The sequence below is a fragment of the Haloferula chungangensis genome (assembly GCF_042664875.1).
Classification (GTDB): domain Bacteria; phylum Verrucomicrobiota; class Verrucomicrobiia; order Verrucomicrobiales; family Akkermansiaceae; genus Haloferula; species Haloferula chungangensis.
The window spans coordinates 37,662-53,706 of the sequence record NZ_JBHTBS010000011.1 but is presented as its reverse complement, the minus strand read 5'-3'; the positions used below and the strand labels follow the sequence as shown (position 1 = coordinate 53,706).

10 protein-coding genes are annotated in these 16,045 nt (G+C 58.1%); 2 read left to right on the top strand and 8 right to left on the bottom strand.

Going from position 1 to position 16,045, the window contains the following annotated elements; all coding sequences use genetic code 11:
* Positions 1-23: 23 nt before the first annotated feature.
* The 4 genes from ACFQY0_RS17265 to ACFQY0_RS17250 all read right to left on the bottom strand — a co-directional run bounded on the left by ACFQY0_RS17265 (position 24) and on the right by ACFQY0_RS17250 (position 4,466).
* Entirely contained in the window at positions 24-569 is a 546-nt protein-coding gene (locus ACFQY0_RS17265; protein ID WP_379714963.1) for a pyridoxamine 5'-phosphate oxidase family protein, read from the bottom strand.
* Between the two features lie 13 nt (positions 570-582).
* Positions 583-1,083 carry a nuclear transport factor 2 family protein gene (locus tag ACFQY0_RS17260; RefSeq protein WP_379714961.1) on the bottom strand — a complete coding sequence of 167 codons (501 nt, stop codon included), beginning with the start codon at positions 1,081-1,083 and terminating at the stop codon, positions 583-585.
* Between the two features lie 591 nt (positions 1,084-1,674).
* The gene (locus ACFQY0_RS17255) at positions 1,675-3,027 is read right to left on the bottom strand and encodes an MATE family efflux transporter (RefSeq protein ID WP_379714959.1); all 1,353 of its coding nucleotides are present in this window, start codon (positions 3,025-3,027) and stop codon (positions 1,675-1,677) included.
* Positions 3,028-3,125: 98 nt separating this feature from the next.
* Positions 3,126-4,466, bottom strand: a complete 1,341-nt coding sequence (locus tag ACFQY0_RS17250; protein WP_379714957.1) for a Fic family protein — start codon at positions 4,464-4,466, stop codon at positions 3,126-3,128.
* Between the two features lie 304 nt (positions 4,467-4,770).
* Here ACFQY0_RS17250 and ACFQY0_RS17245 point away from each other — a divergent pair, with 304 nt between their 5' ends.
* Complete coding sequence (locus tag ACFQY0_RS17245) at positions 4,771-5,841, top strand: DUF3500 domain-containing protein (RefSeq protein ID WP_379714955.1); 1,071 nt, start codon at positions 4,771-4,773, stop codon at positions 5,839-5,841.
* A 38-nt stretch (positions 5,842-5,879) separates the two neighbouring features.
* Here the strand turns inward: ACFQY0_RS17245 and ACFQY0_RS17240 are convergent, their stop codons facing one another.
* Positions 5,880-6,800: a sugar phosphate isomerase/epimerase family protein gene (locus ACFQY0_RS17240; protein ID WP_379714953.1), complete on the bottom strand. Its 921-nt coding sequence runs from the start codon at positions 6,798-6,800 to the stop codon at positions 5,880-5,882.
* A 227-nt stretch (positions 6,801-7,027) separates the two neighbouring features.
* Here ACFQY0_RS17240 and ACFQY0_RS17235 point away from each other — a divergent pair, with 227 nt between their 5' ends.
* Complete coding sequence (locus ACFQY0_RS17235; protein WP_379714951.1) at positions 7,028-9,382, top strand: DUF5060 domain-containing protein; 2,355 nt, start codon at positions 7,028-7,030, stop codon at positions 9,380-9,382.
* A 76-nt stretch (positions 9,383-9,458) separates the two neighbouring features.
* Here ACFQY0_RS17235 and acnA read toward each other — a convergent pair whose 3' ends face one another.
* From acnA to ACFQY0_RS17220, 3 genes are all read right to left on the bottom strand, one after another.
* Positions 9,459-12,296, bottom strand: coding sequence for an aconitate hydratase (gene acnA, locus ACFQY0_RS17230; RefSeq protein ID WP_379714949.1), 2,838 nt, complete (start codon positions 12,294-12,296; stop codon positions 9,459-9,461).
* A gap of 110 nt (positions 12,297-12,406) precedes the next feature.
* Positions 12,407-12,856: a DUF6036 family nucleotidyltransferase gene (locus ACFQY0_RS17225; RefSeq protein ID WP_379714947.1), complete on the bottom strand. Its 450-nt coding sequence runs from the start codon at positions 12,854-12,856 to the stop codon at positions 12,407-12,409.
* Positions 12,857-13,109: 253 nt separating this feature from the next.
* Complete coding sequence (locus tag ACFQY0_RS17220) at positions 13,110-15,884, bottom strand: bifunctional aconitate hydratase 2/2-methylisocitrate dehydratase (protein WP_379714945.1); 2,775 nt, start codon at positions 15,882-15,884, stop codon at positions 13,110-13,112.
* Positions 15,885-16,045: the final 161 nt, after the last annotated feature.

Sequence of the window (16,045 nt, the reverse complement as noted above, 5' to 3'; positions counted from 1 at the left end):
GGAGATTTTCCTCGTTCTGATCCTCATGGGACGATCCCTTCCAATCCATCGAGACTGGTGCGGTTTTTCAGCGATTGATACTCGGCAATCCCGTCGTCACCTTTGACCTTGGCCCATTTCAGCAGGGTATCGCGTTCGCCTTTGTAGTCGTAGAATGGAACCGAATAGCCGCAGGAGTCGCTGATGCGGTCGACCTCGATGACGATGATTGCCCTGGCTCCGGGGTACTCCTCGAAATTTGAGATCATTTCATCATATTCCGCAGTTCCTTTTGGAAGGACTCGGCCTTTGCCGTGAAAGCGGACGATTTGAGGGGGGCCTTCGAAGGCGCACATCATGATCACGATGCGGCCGTTTTCTTTGAGGTGGGCAATGGTTTCAACGCCACTGCCGGTGAGGTCGAAGTAGGCAACCGTTTGCGGACCAAGGATACGAAAGCTATCCATGCCCTTCGGCGAGCAGTTGACGAGACCATCGCCGGAAAGGGGGGCGGTGGAGACGAAGAAGATCCTCTGCTTTGCGACCCAGTCGCGAATCTTCGAATCGATTTCGGGGTAGGTTTTGGCCATTTTTCAGTAGGGGTTAAGGGTCGGTTGTCGGTGCCTTTGCGGGAATCATCGCGTTCTGAAAAAGCAGAACCTTCCATCCGCCAGCTTCACGATGGTAAATGCGGGTAAAGCGAAAGGTCGTGGCCGGGACGGGATTGCCTGCTCGGGTTGCTCTGGCTTCAATCACGCCGGTGGCGACGGCAAGTTGATCGGTGATGTACCATTCGATCTCCGGAGTTTGGTAGGATTCGAAAATCAGGACACCCGATTCGATATCCTTAAGAAATTCATCCTTGGTGAGACGTGAAACGAAGACATTGTTGTGAATGTGATCTTCGGACAGCAGTTCCCGCAACAGTGCAATATCTTCGCGTTCGTAAGCGTCGGTGAGCTTGTCGTTGAGCGATTGGAGCACATCGATTTCGGACGAATCTTTGCCCCAGCCGTGATCCGCTTTTTCAGGGGTGTCCGCCTGAGGTTTGCAGGCTAGGAAACCAATCGGCAGGAAGAAGGTCAGAAGTAGTGTCGGCCTCATGAGCGACAGTTAGCGGTACGAGATGAATTTGGCGAGTTCGCTATGAGATTGGATGGCGGCTACATATTTCCCGGCTTTCTACCATCGCCGAGCGGGCTGCCCTATGCTGACATCCGACTGTGATTGAATGCCGTCCGATTGGGATCTGTTCCTGGGATTTTGAGCTTCGTGGCGAAGGCCATGTGGCAAGGCTTGGGTTTGGCTGGCCGACCGAGCAGGGTTGGATCTGTGTGGATGGGAAGACATATGAAGTTCAGAAACAGGGGGTTTTCAGTGGAAAGTGGCATCTTGTGGATCGAGGGGGTGTGATCTTAGGTGCTGAAAAGCAGACGGCTTTCACTCGATCATTCGATATCTCGGGTCCATCGGATTTTTACATTCTTGAAGCTGAGTTCTTCGGAACTCGCGCAATGCGCCTTCGTGGACCGAATGCGGATGCGAGGATCGATCCTTCCCACATGTTTACTCGGAGAGCTTCGATCGATGGTCGCCTGCCGGAGTTCGAAGTTTTGGCCTTTGCGTTTTGGCTGACTGCTCTGACGTGGCGACGCGCGGCAAATAACGCATCAGCGGGCTAGCACCTCCGAGGGGCTATTTTTGCAGCGGCTTGGTGCCGATCTTCCGCCAGCCCCAGATAAAAGAGAAGATGGCAGCGCTCCAGGTCACGAGGCAGACGCCCCACCAGATTCCCCACAGACCCCATGCGAGTGTGAAGGTCAGCGTGTGGAAGACGATGATGGGCGCAATAAGCTGGCGATAAAGCCCGATCCAGAGACCATAGATTGGGCGTTTCAGTCCCTGCAGGGCGAAGACGGTGATGAATAGAATCGGGTAAGCGGCGAGGGTGATTGATGCGGAGAGCAGGTAATCGCGCCCATGGGCAATGACGATTGGATCATCGGTGAAGACTCGCATCGCAAATTCACGAGTCAGCATAATGATCAGTCCGCCAGCAACCATCATCAACGCTCCGTATTTGACGTTGGTGATCCATGCGTCGCGCACTCGGTGATGATGGCCGGCCCCGTAGTTCTGGCCGACGATGCTCAGCACCGCGAAATTGAGCCCGATGGATGGCATCAGGACGATTTGTTCGATACGCGTCGCAATGCCGATCGCCGCCACCGCTTCCTGACCGAAGTGTTTGACGAACCAGGTGATGACGATGACGCCAATCGCGATGGTCAGCATGTTCAATGATGCGGGAATCGCTTGCCCGGCGATCTGGCGTAGGATGGTGAACTCGGGCTTCAGGTCTCGGAATTTTAGTCCACGGTGGATCTCCGATTTCATTGCATGGGACCAGAGGTAGATTCCTCCGCCGATTTGAACGATCACGGTGGCCAGCGCGATACCGCCGACTCCCATCCTGGGGAGTCCCATCCAGCCGAGAATGAAGAGCGGGTTGAGTAGGAGGTTGGCGAAGAAGCCTGCGATGAGGAAATTTCGGTAGGGCAGGGTGTTGCCTTCCGCAGAGAGAGCGGAATTGATGACCATCGGCAGGAGGACGAAGACACCGCCGGCGAGGATCACATTCATGTAGGCGAGCGTCGTGCCGAGGTACTTGCCCTCAGCACCGAGTTGCTCGAAGAGCCAGGGAGCGGTGAGCCAGCCGATGATTGATAGAGCAATTCCGGCGATCGTCACGAACAGCAAAGCCTGGGCGAAAACACGACGAGCGTCGGCTGCGTTGCCGCCGCCGAGCGAGTTGGAAAGCAGCGCGGTGGTCCCTTGGGAAATGCCGCTCCCGAAGGCGTAGACAAAGAAGAAGACGGGAAAGGACAGGGATAGCGCCGCCAGAGCTTCCGTGCCGAGCCAGCCCGCACAGAATGTATCGACCACGTTGAACATCGTGTTGAAAAACATTCCGATGCTCATCGGCAGGGCAATCTGCCAGATGAGCTTTGGGATGGGGTCGGTGGTGAGTGAGAGCGCGGGCTTCACGAGGTCAGTTCGCCATGGATTGCGGCGGCCCGGTTACGATGCGTGCCCAGGTGCAGGATGGCGAGAGCAAGCGGTCGGAATGTGTCGATCGGAATCTTCTAGCGCCATCCTGCCAGCCATTCCCGGAAGGGTCCCGGACGTAGGCGGTAGCGGGCGATGTTTCCCTCGTGGAGGCTGGAGAGCACGGTTTCCACCAGCTCGATGAAGGCCGCACGGTTCTCTTTGGCGATTTCCCGTTCGCATTCATCATGAATCCAGCGGATTGCCTGCTTCTTGTCAAAGTTGCTACCAACGACGTGCTGGATGTAGCGATGAACGTCCCGGCGATAGCGCACGTAAAGCGGATTGGGGTCGCCGAGAACCTGACGAATCGCCGAGTAGCGATCACAGGATTTCTGGTAGGCCGAAACAAAGACGTCACGCAAGTACTCCACACGCCGTAGTTCATAAAGTGCAAGTGTAGCTTGCAGGTAGTCTTCCCGCGACACGCCGACGAATGCCAGCGGGCAAAGATTGTGCTTCATCAGTGGGATATTGGCGACGATCCGCGAGGTCCGTTTGTTCACATCGATGAACGGCTGCAGGTAGGGAAGATGAACCATCGAGAAGAAGGCTTGCTCAAAGGGATTCTCAATCGCCTCCGCCTTCAGCAGGATGCGTTCGAAGTTCTCCTCGATTCTTGCAGGATCCTGGAGGGGCTCGAAGGAGGTTCCCGTGACTCCCACCGGTTCATGGCGCAGCCGTCCGCTGGCCTCCTCGTGGGGGAGAAGACCTTCCGCCAGTGCCGCGTGCAGGTTGAAAAGCGTGTAGCGGTTGAAGCCGGCTTCATCACTCATGTCGGCCAGAATCTCGATCGCATTCTTGTGATTGAGGATCATCTGAGCCTCGGCAAGTGACTTGCCGTCCGCACCCTCACCCATTTCGAAGAGCCTCTGCGTTTCGAGAATCGAGTAGGTGTTCCCTTCAAGCCGACTGGAATTCCATGACAAGTCGATGATCAAGCGATCCATCACCTGGCGCAGATAGGTCCCGGCCGGATGATCCTCCATGCCGACCTTCCCCATTTTGGCGAGATCCTGGCGCAGTGCCGGCGACAGGTATTCGGTGACGTTCGGCTGATAGGCAATCAGCAGCGAATCATTATAGGGAGCGCTTCTTCGTTCCTGGATCGGGCGAGTTACCGCCGCACGAAGTTCCTTGGAGGCTGGGGAGAGCCAGTCTCCTTTTCGCTCATCGCGAGCGGGGACAGGGTAGTTGATGGAGTCTTCCTGAAGCCGATTGTTCGAAACGGGAGTAAGCGACTCGTCGTGAGCTTCCACAAGGTGGTAGCAAAAGCCTCGACCTGCTCCTTCCGACCGGACGAGTCCGCTCTGGATCATCTCGTCGAGCCGCCGCTGCAAAGTCCGCTTCGCGTAGCTGGCGAGTTCTTTTTGCTTCATCAAGGCGCGAAGAGGCACACCCTCAGGGAAACGTGCCATCACCTGGCAAATTGTGCCAAATTCCTCCCTGTTGCGCCTTGATTTCATGACTCTGGGCACAAAATATCGCTCAATCGTGCCAAGTTACAAGCATTTTAGCAGCATTCCCCCATAAACGTGCCAAAAAATGGCACAAATGATGAGGTCTCGCTTGCTGGCTTGGCACGATCAGGGGGGAGATGCAACTTGGTGATCAGGAGGCTCGGCCTACATGCGAGACGATTTCCTTTGCTCTGGGGATTCAGTGTCTAGAGTCGGAGTTTCCATGAAAGCGACTCTCTCTCTGATTCTCTTGGCGGCCTTCCTCAATGTTTCGTCGGGATTGGCCGGAACTCACAAAGCCTGGACGCTCACCGGTGAAGTTTTTGCAGCCGCTGAACCTGCAGAGACGGATCATTCGCCCAAGGCAATGGTGGCGGCAGCCGAGGCCCTTTTGGCGAAACTAACATCTGAGCAGCGCAAGCAGTTGTTGCTGCCGATCGATGACCCCGAGCGTCGTGAGTGGAGGAATGTGCCGCCTGATCGTGATGACGGCGGTCTGCGCCTCGGCGACCTGAACAGAGAGCAGTTAGAAAGCGCCTGCGCCTTCCTCTCGACAGTTATGAGCAGGTCCGGCTACCTGAAAGTGCGAAACATCATGTTGGCGGATGACTTGCTCTTGAGGTCGGAGAAACAGGCGAATCGACGTGGGGGTTTTGGCTCGGCAAATTTTTGGATCGCGATCTTTGGCACCCCGTCCGAAACGAAGCCATGGGGCGTGCAGTGGGACGGTCATCATGTCGCGATCAATTTGAGCATCGTAGGGGAGAAGATCACCATGTCACCGTCATTCATTGGGACTCAACCACATCGATTCATGCTCGGGAACGAGGAGATAATTCCAATGAAGGGCGAGACGGCGAGTGGCTACCGCTTCATCGGCAGTCTCAGCGAAGAACAGCGAAAGGAGGCGATTCAGGGTGCCCGGCGTGCCAATCTGATGGCGGGGGCCGGCAAGGACGGAAAGAAGCCGAAGCTGACCGGCATGTCCTGTGGTGGGCTATCGCCCGAGCAACGGACGAAGTTGATGAAGTTGATCGCTCATTGGGTCAACGATCTGCCGAAGGCGGCTGCAGAAGTGCGGCTCAAGGAGATTGAGGCACAACTTGATCAAACGGTCTTTGCCTGGAACGGTCCCTACAATCTTGGCAGCGACATGTCCTATCACCTCTCCGGTCCCGGAGTGATCATCGAATACAGCGGCCAGGATCTCGGAGGGGATCCTCTGGATCATCTGCACTCAATCTATCGAGATCCCTCCAACGAATACGGCGTGAAGTGGAGCGGAAAAGAGTGAGGCTCGGGGGAATTCCAAGCCAACGGTAGTTCAGCGATTTAGGAGCCGGCATTTCGCCACTTGATGAGGACCTTCATGTCCTTGCGGATCATTGCCCAAGCTTCATGCGCGGTGTCTTTTGGGTAAATCTGCTGTCTGCCCCATTCCATGTGAAGGCTGATCGGCATGGGTTGGAGGTCTTTTCGGACGTAGTTGAATATCGATTGATTGACGAAGCCGGTATCGAGAGCGCAGTTAACACGTTTGTCGCTGCGCTCGCCTTCCCACTTCGCGTCTTTGATGTAAATGGCGCGGATGTGCCTGTGGGCGACGTCGGCGGCTTGCTTCCACGAATGGCCGGTGTCATTGCGGGTGTGTCGGAGGTCGTAGGCGAGACCCAAGTGGTCGGGGTCGATGTCTTTAAGCATCCAGGCAATATCCCAGACAAGTGACCCGACATATCCGACGCCATCGTGGCCGGAATGGAGTTGGTAGACTCCCTGCATGCCGAGCTTTTCATTCAGTTCCGCAAGGGCTTGCAGGCGGTCGCGGAGACCTTGGACCTGGTCGAAGGGGTTGACTCCTTTTTCGTAGCGATAGAACCCAAGCCGGTAGCGGGTGATGCCGTTGTCCTTGAGGACATTCAGAAATTCTTCAGTTCGTTTGTCGGCCTTGGTCACGTCGCTGGCGGCGATGATGCTGCGGAGACCGGATTTTTCGAGCGACCTGATCATCCCGGGGACTTCCTTGGCGGCGTTCTCCGGAAGGATGTGTCCGCCTTTTCGGATCGTGGCCTCGATACCTTGCGCCCCCATGGACGCGAGCTGTTCGCCGATCTCGTCGTAGCTCAGAGCTTGGACGGGTTTCTCAAAAAGCAGAATCGGCCACTCGTTTCTCGGCAGTGATTCGTCGGCCCGGGCGAAGCCGGCGAAGGCTCCGGCGGCCACGGCCTGTTTGAGAAAGTCGCGTCGTTCTTGCATGCTTGAATCCAACCCGTTTCGTTGCGGGCGTCAATCAGATCAGTCGATGCACAGAGGGAACCGAAGTGTCCCGGTGGAACGGGCGAGAGCTTGGCATCATCTGAAGGCAAGCGGGCATCACAGGTGCTTTATGACCTATTTTTGTCACCTCTTTGAAAGAATCAGGCATTTAGCGTGGTTCCCAGTTTACCCCGAAACATCGCGCTTCGAACTGTTCCCGAAATTTCATGAAATCACCGATTCTTTCCGCCCTCGTATTTGTCGCCATGCCGGCCTCGCTTTTTGCGAAAGAGGTAGCCAGTCACGCCCCTTCCAAGACCGTGTCAGCTGCGACCTTCGATGCTGGCAAAGGCTACTACCTTGATCAGGGAAAGTGGTTGGCGATCAACCCCGACAAGCACAAGACCGCGGAAGCGCGTACGGTGTTCCGCTTTCCGGAGGGTCGCTATGACATCACGCTTCAGGCGGTGGGAGAGAATGATGGAGGATCAAGCTACGAGGTCATGGTTGGCGGGGAGCTAGTGGGTAAGCACACGGCCCCCATCTCAAAGGACACTTTCGAGGCCAAGCCGAAGTACTGGAGAACCTGGAAGAGCATCGAAGTTCATGCGGACGCGATTATCTCCGTGCGATCGACGGTGGCTTCCGCCGATGGCAAGGAGTGGTCACGGGCGCGCTGGGCGGGATTGAAGTTTACAGCTGCGAACGAGCAGACGGCGAAGGACCTTGCGGCGATGCCCGAGGATATCGCCAAGAAGCCCGCTTCGACAAAGCCAGCGGGGCCCCCACTGGTGATGCCGCGTCAGCCCGATGGGGATGGATCGGTCAGTATTTCCGGTGAGCTCAAGGCTTGGCACAAGGTGACGCTGGATCTCAGCGGCCCGTATGCGCATGAGAAGGACAACGCTCCGAACGCCTTCACCGATCACAACTTCACCGTCACCTTCACGCATTCATCCGGATCGCCGAGCTACACGGTGCCAGGCTATTTTGCAGCCGATGGAAATGCCGCCAACAGCTCGGCGGAATCGGGAACGACTTGGCGGGCTCATCTCTCGCCGGATAGTGCCGGGGAATGGAAATACACGGTTCACTTCGACCGTGGGACAAGCGCCGCTCTCGGCGAAAAGGGCGAAGCGCTTGCGCCATTCGATGGCAAGAGCGGAAGTTTCAAGGTGGCGGCGAGCGATAAGCAGGCGCCGGATTTGCGTGCGAGAGGTCGATTGCAGTATGTCGGCAAGCACCACTTGCAGTTCGCTGGAGACAAGAGCTGGTTCCTCAAAGCCGGTGCCGATGCCCCGGAGACACTGCTGGGATACAAGGACTTCGACGGCACCCGTGCCCACAAACCCGGAAAAGTGCCGCTCAAGGCCTACGCCAAGCATGTCGGGGATTGGCAGCAAGGTGATCCGACGTGGAAAGACGGCAAGGGCAAGGGCTTGATCGGGGCAATCAACTACCTGGCGAGCGAGGGAATGAATGCCTTTTCTTTCCTTCCTTACAATGCAGGGGGTGATGGCGACAACGTCTGGCCATTCATCGAGCGCAACGACAGCGTCCACTATGACTGTAGTAAGTTGGATCAATGGGGCATCGTCTTCGAACACGGAACGAGCAAGGGGATGTATCTGCACTTCAAGTTGCAGGAGACGGAGAACGACGACCTGAAGGGACCGGGTGGAGCGCAATCGCTTGATGGCGGGGACTGTGGACCCGAGCGCAAACTCTACCTGCGCGAAATGATTGCGCGCTATGGTCACAATCTGGCGCTGAACTGGAATCTGGGTGAAGAGAATACCCAGGCCTTCACCCAGCAGAAGGACATGGCCGAGTGTATCAAGAAAATGGATCCTTACGCCCACCCGATCGTGCTCCACACCTACCCTGATCAGCAGGACAAGGTCTACAAACCTCACATGACGAAAGACTCACTGCTCGATGGGCTGTCCCTTCAGAATAGTAGCGTCAGGAACTGCCACGATCAGGTGGCGAAATGGACGCGGGAATCCGCAAAGGCAGGCAAGCCCTGGGTGGTGAGCTTCGACGAGCCGGGAGATGCCGGTCATGGCATGCCGCCCGATGACAGCTACGCGAACATGGCCGAACTCCGGAAGGGCAAGGAGAAGAAGGCGCCTACCGTGGACGATGTGCGCAAGTATACCCTCTGGGGAACGATTCTCGCCGGTGGTGGTGGCGTGGAATACTACTTTGGTTACAAGCTGCCCGAGAACGATCTCATTGCCGAAGACTGGCGTTCACGCGATCTCAGCTGGGATTATGCCCGCTATGCGCTCGAGTTCTTCCGTGACCAGAAAATTCCATTCCAGGATATGAGCTGCCGCGACGAACTGGTAGGGAACGAAAAGAACGACAACTCACGCTACTGCTACGCCAAGGAAGGTGAGGTCTACCTCGTCTATCTCCCGGAGGGCGGATCGACGGATCTTCAGCTCCCTGCGGGCAAATCGTTCACGCTCGCCTGGTTCAATCCACGCACCGGTGAGATGGGTGAAGCGAAGCCGCTCGACGGAAAAACGCTCACCGCTCCGGACAAGGAAGACTGGCTGGCGGTGGTTCGGTAATGTTAGATGAAGCTGCCTTGCGGGCGGGTAATGGTCTTCGGGCGAGGTGGAAGGAGTTTCAAGCTCCTTCTCCATATTACGCCAGGATCTGATCCAGAACGTAAGGCAGGATGCCGCCGGCGTTGTAGTAGTCGACTTCCGCAGGGGTATCGAGACGGACCTTGAGCGGGATCTCGAAAGTGTTGCCGCCGCTTCGAACGACGAGCGTCGCCGCTTGCATCGGTTTGAGTTCTCCGGCGATGCCGGTGATGTCGAAGGTAGCGTCGGTGAGGCCCTTGACCTTTTCGTAGTCGGCCTTGTCGACGAAGTTCAGTGGCAGCACGCCCATTCCGATGAGGTTCGAGCGGTGGATCCGCTCGAAGCTTTTCGTGACGACGGCGGAGACGCCTAACAGTCGGGTGCCCTTGGCGGCCCAGTCTCGACTACTGCCCATGCCGTAGTCCTCGCCCCCGATGACAATAAGAGCGGTGTTCTCCATTTGATAGGCCATCGAGGCGTCGTAGATGAAGGTCGGCTGGGCGCCGTCGACCGCAGCAATTTCGACATCCGGTGCGGGCACGTCCGAAGTGCCGAAGAACTGGGTGTAGCCACCTTCGATACCGGGGCAGAGGAGGTTCTTGATGCGGACATTGGCAAAGGTGCCACGGGTCATCACGCGGTCGTTGCCACGACGGGCGCCGTAGGAGTTGAAGGAGGCTTTCTCGACACCGTTTTCGAGAAGGTATTTGCCGGCTGGCGAGGTCGGCTTTATCGCGCCGGCGGGCGAGATGTGGTCGGTGGTGACGGAGTCGCCGAAGATGCCGAGCGGACGGGCGTTGAGGATGTCCTCGCTGCCACCGACTTTGGTTTCAAAGAAGGGCGGCGATTGGACGTAGGTCGATTTGTCGTCCCAATCATAGGTGTCGCCGGTCGAACCATCGATCTCGCCCCATTTCGGGTTGGCGGTGTCGACGTTGCCGTAGAGCTTGCTGTAGACTTCGGGTTTCAGCGCGGCTTCGAGCTGGGCCCTGATCTCGGCCTGGCTGGGCCAGAGGTCCTTGAGGAAAACCGGGTTGCCATCGGGGTCGCGGCCGAGTGGCTCACTTGTTAGGTCGAGGTCGACCCGGCCGGCGAGGGCGTAGGCGACGACCAGCGGCGGGCTCATCAGGAAGTTCGACTTGATGTTGCCGTGGATGCGGGCTTCGAAGTTGCGGTTGCCGGAAAGGACCGAGGCACAGACGAGGTTGCCTTCCTTGACGGCGTTCTCGAGCGCCGGGTGGAGCGGGCCGGAGTTGCCGATGCAGGTGGTGCAGCCGTAGCCGACGGTTTCAAAGCCGAGCTGGTCGAGCTCTTTGGTGAGGCCGGTGGCGTCGAGGTAGTCGGTGACGACGCGCGAGCCCGGGCCAAGCGAGGTTTTGACGTAGGGCGCGATGCTCAGGCCTCTTTCATTCGCCTTCTTGGCAAGCAAACCTGCGGCGAGCATCACGCTCGGGTTCGAGGTGTTGGTGCAACTGGTGATCGCGGCGATCAGGATCGAGCCGTGGCGGAGGCTGGTGTCGATCGGATCGAAGGCTTCCTTGGCGAGGATCGGTTCCGGAGTCGGACGGTTGGTGGTCATCTCGGCCTTGTCCTTCTCCGCACCCGGGTCGGTGTCTTCAAGCAGTGAGCCAACGGCGTAGCCGGCGGGTTCGGGCATCTTGACGGGGATGACGGTGTCGCGCTGATCGGCGCTCATGCCGAAGCCACCGTCGCCGGTGCTGGCAGTGAAAAGCGCGTTGAAGCGATCGCCGAGATCCGGGACGTCGATGCGGTCCTGCGGACGTTTCGGGCCGGAGACGGAGGGAACGATGGTTGCGAGGTCGAGATCTAACAAGTCCTTGTAGTCGCAGTCGCCCTTGGCGGGAATGCCGAAGAGGCCCTGGGCTCGGTAGTAGTTCTCCACGGTCGTGCAGAGTTCCTCGCTGCGGCCGGTGCCGCGCAGGTAGTTGATCGTTTCGGCATCGACCGGGAAAAAGCCCATGGTCGCGCCGTACTCGGGAGCCATGTTGGCGATGGTGGCTCGGTCGGGGAGCGAGAGCGCTTCGGCTCCGGGGCCGAAGAATTCGACGAACTTGCCGACGACCCCGTGGGCGCGCAGCATTTCGGTGACGCGCAGGGTGAGGTCGGTGGCGGTGACGCCTTCGGCGAGCGAGCCGTGAAGGTAGACGCCGACGACTTCGGGGACGAGAAAGGTGACCGGCTGACCGAGCATACCGGCTTCCGCCTCGATGCCGCCCACACCCCAACCGACAACGCCGAGGCCGTTGATCATGGTGGTGTGCGAGTCGGTGCCGACAAGCGTGTCTGGATAGAAAACGTTGTCTTTCGAAAGCACGCCCTTGGCAAGGTATTCGAGGTTCACCTGATGGACGATGCCGATGCCAGGAGGGACGACGGAAAAGGTGTCGAAGGCCTGCTGGCCCCACTTGAGGAACTCGTAGCGCTCGCGGTTGCGGATGAACTCGATCTGCATGTTGCGATCAAGGGCCATCTGGGAACCGGCGAAGTCGACCTGGACGGAGTGGTCGACGACGAGGTCGACAGGGACGAGCGGTTCGATTTTCGAGGCATCGGCTCCTCGTGCGACGGCGGCGTCACGCATCGCGGCGATGTCGACGAGCAGAGGCACGCCGGTAAAATCCTGGAGGACGATGCGGGCGACGGTGAAGGGGATTTCGTAGTCGCCGGGGTTTTGCGCGTCGTAGTTGGCGAGATTGCGGACGTCGTCTTCGGTGACTTTGCGGCCATCGACATTGCGCAGAACGGACTCAAGAACGATGCGGATGGAAACGGGTAGTCGCGAGAGATTCGGGAAACCCTGTTCGGCGAGGGCGGGGAGCGAGTGGAATTTTCCGTCGGTTCCGGAGCCCGTGGTAAAAGTGCGCAGTGTGTCCATGACCTCAGTCTATAACAGAAGCCACGCCACGTCTCCCGGGAAATCGGAGGAATATGGAGAAGGGTGGTTCTAAGCGGCCACGGTCGATTGGGCAGGAGAGCCCTTTCAATCTATTCTTCAGCCCGGCGGATTTCATCGAGGTCGGCGAGGTCTTGAGGGCGACTTGCGATCTTCTTTGCCGTGATGAGTTCGGATTTTCCGAGGAAGTGGATGGTGATTCCTTCGGTTACTCTTGATTCGCGGTTCTCCCACGCTTCGTCGAAATTGAAGGGGCACGGGAGAGATGTTAGGAAATCGATTTGGGAGGGAGGCATACCGATGAGGTATTGGAGTCCCTCCTTCTCGAAGTCTTCCCTGGAAATTTCGACCATCGGCACGCCAAATTCATGGAATGCTTTGGCAATGCGCTTCGAATTTTCCCGCGAAGGTTTGAGCCAGATGTCGATGTCTTTGGTATAGCGCGGTTGCGTGTAGTGCATGACCGCGTAAGCACCAACGATCAGATATTCAACGCCCTCGGCTTCGAATATGCGTAACAGATCTCTGAAGTCGGAGTTCATCGGGTTTCATTCCTTTCATGCCGACCCAATAGTCCTCTACGAGCTCCCATGCGGCCTGAAGTCGAGCGGTGCAGCCAGCGTCCTGCCACTGACGGATACGGTAAGCACGGCCTTCGTCGAAGGTCGTAAACTTTGCCGTCGGCCAGTGAGAGCGGTCTTTGCGTGGATTCGTGGCATCCATTTCGGGAGCTAATCTAAACGGGACGGCGGCGAAAGGCAATGAAGGAGAAAAGGGAGACTTGCTCCATATCCCTTAATTCGCAACCAACTCACCCACCGGTGGGGCGAATTGGGTGAGCGGGATGCCTTCGACGGCGGTCTTGTATTCTTCCAGATTCGGGGTCCGGCCGAGGATGGCGGAGAGGACGACGACGGGTGTCGAGGAGAGCAGCGATTCGCCTTTCTTGCGCTCCGAATCTTCCACCACGCGACCTTGGAAAAGACGGGTCGAGGTGGCCATGACGGTATCGCCCTTGGCGGCCTTTTCCTGGTTGCCCATGCACAAGTTGCAGCCGGGACGCTCGAGATACATCATGTTGTCGTATTCGGTGCGGGCGGCCTGTTTGGGGGCGCTGTCGTCGAAGACGAAGCCGGAATACTTTTCCAACATGTCCCAGTCGCCCTCGGCCTTGAGCTCGTCGATGATGTTGTAGGTCGGAGCGGCGACGACAAGGGGAGCGTGGAATTTCACTTCACCCTGCTGCGCTTCGAGGTTGCGAAGCATCTGGGAAACGATTTTGAGGTCGCCCTTGTGAACCATGCAGGAACCGACGAATCCCAGGTCGACCTTCTTCTCACCCTGATAGTAGGAAAGGGCGCGGATGGTGTCGTGGGTGTAGCGCTTGGAGACGTCTTCGTTGTTGACGTCGGGGTCGGCGATCATCGGCTCGTCGATCTCATCGAGGTCGACGACGACTTCGGCGAAGTACTTTGCATTGGCGTCGGGAGAGAGTGGTGGCTTCTCGCCGGAGCGGACTTGCTCGATGCGTTTGTTGGCCTTGTCGACCAGTCCTTGTAGCACCTTGCGATCATTATCCATGCCCTTGTCGATCATGATCTGGATGCGGCCTTTGGCAATTTCCAGGGATTCGATGAGGGTTTCGGGTTGGGAAATGCAGATCGAGGCCTTGGCCTTCATTTCGGCAGTCCAGTCGGTGAAGGTGAAGGCTTTGTCGGCGGAGAGCGTGCCGAGGTGGACTTCGATGATGCGTCCTTGGAACACGTTGTCGCCGAATTGCTTCAGCATCTGCGCCTGAGTGGAGTGGACGACGTCGCGGAAATCCATGTGCGGTTTCAGCTGTCCTCTGAAAGTCACTTTTACCGACTCGGGGATCGGCATGGTGGCTTCGCCGGTAGCGAGCGCGAGAGCGACGGTGCCGGAGTCGGCGCCGAAAGCAACGCCCTTCGACATGCGGGTGTGCGAGTCGCCACCGATGGTGATGTCCCAGTCGTCGACTGTTAGATCGTTGAGGACCTTGTGGATGACGTCGGTCATCGGATGATAGCGGTCCTGAGGGTCGCGCGCGGTGATCAGCCCGAATCCCTGCATGAAGGCCATCAGTTTCGGGATGTTGGCTTGTGCCTTTTTATCCCAGACGGAGGCGGTGTGGCAGCCGGACTGGTAGGCGGCATCGACCGTCGGGGAAATGACCGTGGCGGCCATGGCTTCCAGTTCCTGTGCGGTCATCAAGCCGGTGGTGTCCTGCGATCCGACGATGTTCACTTCGACGCGGACATCGGAACCGGCGTGAAGGGTGACGCCCGGGGTGGTGCCGACGGCGTTGCGGTTGAAGATTTTCTCCACGGCGGTGAGGCCTTGTCCGTCGTGGGAGATCTCTTTGGACGGCGCGTAGACATTCGGCTGGGTGATGCCGAGGGTCTTGGCGGCGAAGGTTTGGAGCTTCTTGCCGAAGACGATCGCATAGGAACCCTGGGCCTTGATGAACTCGAGCTTCTGCGGTGTGAGTGCGGAGGCGATGTCGACGAGCTCCTCGCCGTCGGCGCTGTAGAGTTTCTTGTCCCTGGTGTTGATGGTGAGGACGGTGCCGGTTTCGACCGAGTATTTCTGCTCCAGGACGGGATCGCCGTTGTCATCGACGACCGTATTGCCCTCGGCGTCGGTCTTTTTCACCCAGTTCTTGAGGTCGATGCCGATGCCGCCGGTGACGCTAACAGTTGTTAGGAAGATCGGCGAGATGCCGTTGGTACCGGCGACGATCGGGAAGAGGTTGACGAAGGGGACGTAGGGGCTGGCGGGCTTGCCGGTCCAGAGGGCGACGTTGTTGACGCCGGACATGCGCGACGAGCCGACGCCCATGGTGCCTTTCTCGGCAATGAGCATGACGCTCTTGTCGGGGTGGAGTTTTTGCAGGGCCTGGATGGAACTCTGGGCTTCCGGCGAGATCATGCACTTGCCATGCAGTTCGCGGTCGGAGCGCGAGTGGGCCTGGTTGCCCGGGGAAAGGAGGTCGGTCGAAATGTCGCCTTCGCCGGCGATGAAGGTCACGATTTTGACTTCCTCCGGCACCTCGGGGAGCTTGGTGAAGAACTCGGCGGCGGCGTAGCTTTCGAGGATCTCTTTCGCGACGGCGTTGCCGGCCTTGAAAGCGGCTTCGAGGCGGGCGGTGTCGGCTTCGTAGAGGAAAACCTGGGTCTTGAGGACATCGGCGGCCTGCTTGGCAATGCCGGCATCATCGCTGAGGGCGAGATTGAGGAGCGAGTTGATCGAAGCGCCACCCTTCATGTGGGAGAGCAGCTCGAAGGCGAAGTCCGGGGAGATCTCCGCCGCGACCGACTTTCCGAGGATGATTTCCTCGAGGAATCGGGCTTTCTCACCGGCCGCACTGGTGGTGCCGGGGAGGGTGTTGTAGATCAGGAAATTGAGGGACTCAGCGCGGTGCTCATTGGCGGGGTCCTTGATTTGCTCGATGATTTCGGCAAGCAACTCGCCGCTGTCGATCGGTTTAGGATGCAGACCTTCGGTTTTGCGCTCCTCGATCTCTTTAAGGTATTCCTGATACAGGCTCATGGATAGTCAGTGGCTAAAAATTGGCAGTGGGATTGGTCGGCGACCGGTGGCTGGCGGAAGATCGCCGGATTTCCATCGTTGGTTGAGTGTCTGAAGGTTGATCGTATCGGCAACGAGCGAGCACCCCTTCGGAACGGCGGCGCGAGATTAGGAATGGGCGG

Excerpts from the sequence above, each read along its gene's own strand:
- ACFQY0_RS17250 (WP_379714957.1), bottom strand. The coding sequence starts at position 4,466 with ATGAAGCAAAAAGAACTCGCCAGCTACGCGAAGCGGACTTTGCAGCGG.
- ACFQY0_RS17225 (WP_379714947.1), bottom strand. The coding sequence starts at position 12,856 with ATGAACTCCGACTTCAGAGATCTGTTACGCATATTCGAAGCCGAGGGC.
- ACFQY0_RS17260 (WP_379714961.1), bottom strand. The coding sequence starts at position 1,083 with ATGAGGCCGACACTACTTCTGACCTTCTTCCTGCCGATTGGTTTCCTA.
- ACFQY0_RS17240 (WP_379714953.1), bottom strand. The coding sequence starts at position 6,800 with ATGCAAGAACGACGCGACTTTCTCAAACAGGCCGTGGCCGCCGGAGCC.
- acnA (WP_379714949.1), bottom strand. The coding sequence starts at position 12,296 with ATGGACACACTGCGCACTTTTACCACGGGCTCCGGAACCGACGGAAAA.
- ACFQY0_RS17235 (WP_379714951.1), top strand. The coding sequence starts at position 7,028 with ATGAAATCACCGATTCTTTCCGCCCTCGTATTTGTCGCCATGCCGGCC.
- ACFQY0_RS17265 (WP_379714963.1), bottom strand. The coding sequence starts at position 569 with ATGGCCAAAACCTACCCCGAAATCGATTCGAAGATTCGCGACTGGGTC.
- ACFQY0_RS17245 (WP_379714955.1), top strand. The coding sequence starts at position 4,771 with ATGAAAGCGACTCTCTCTCTGATTCTCTTGGCGGCCTTCCTCAATGTT.
- ACFQY0_RS17220 (WP_379714945.1), bottom strand. The coding sequence starts at position 15,884 with ATGAGCCTGTATCAGGAATACCTTAAAGAGATCGAGGAGCGCAAAACC.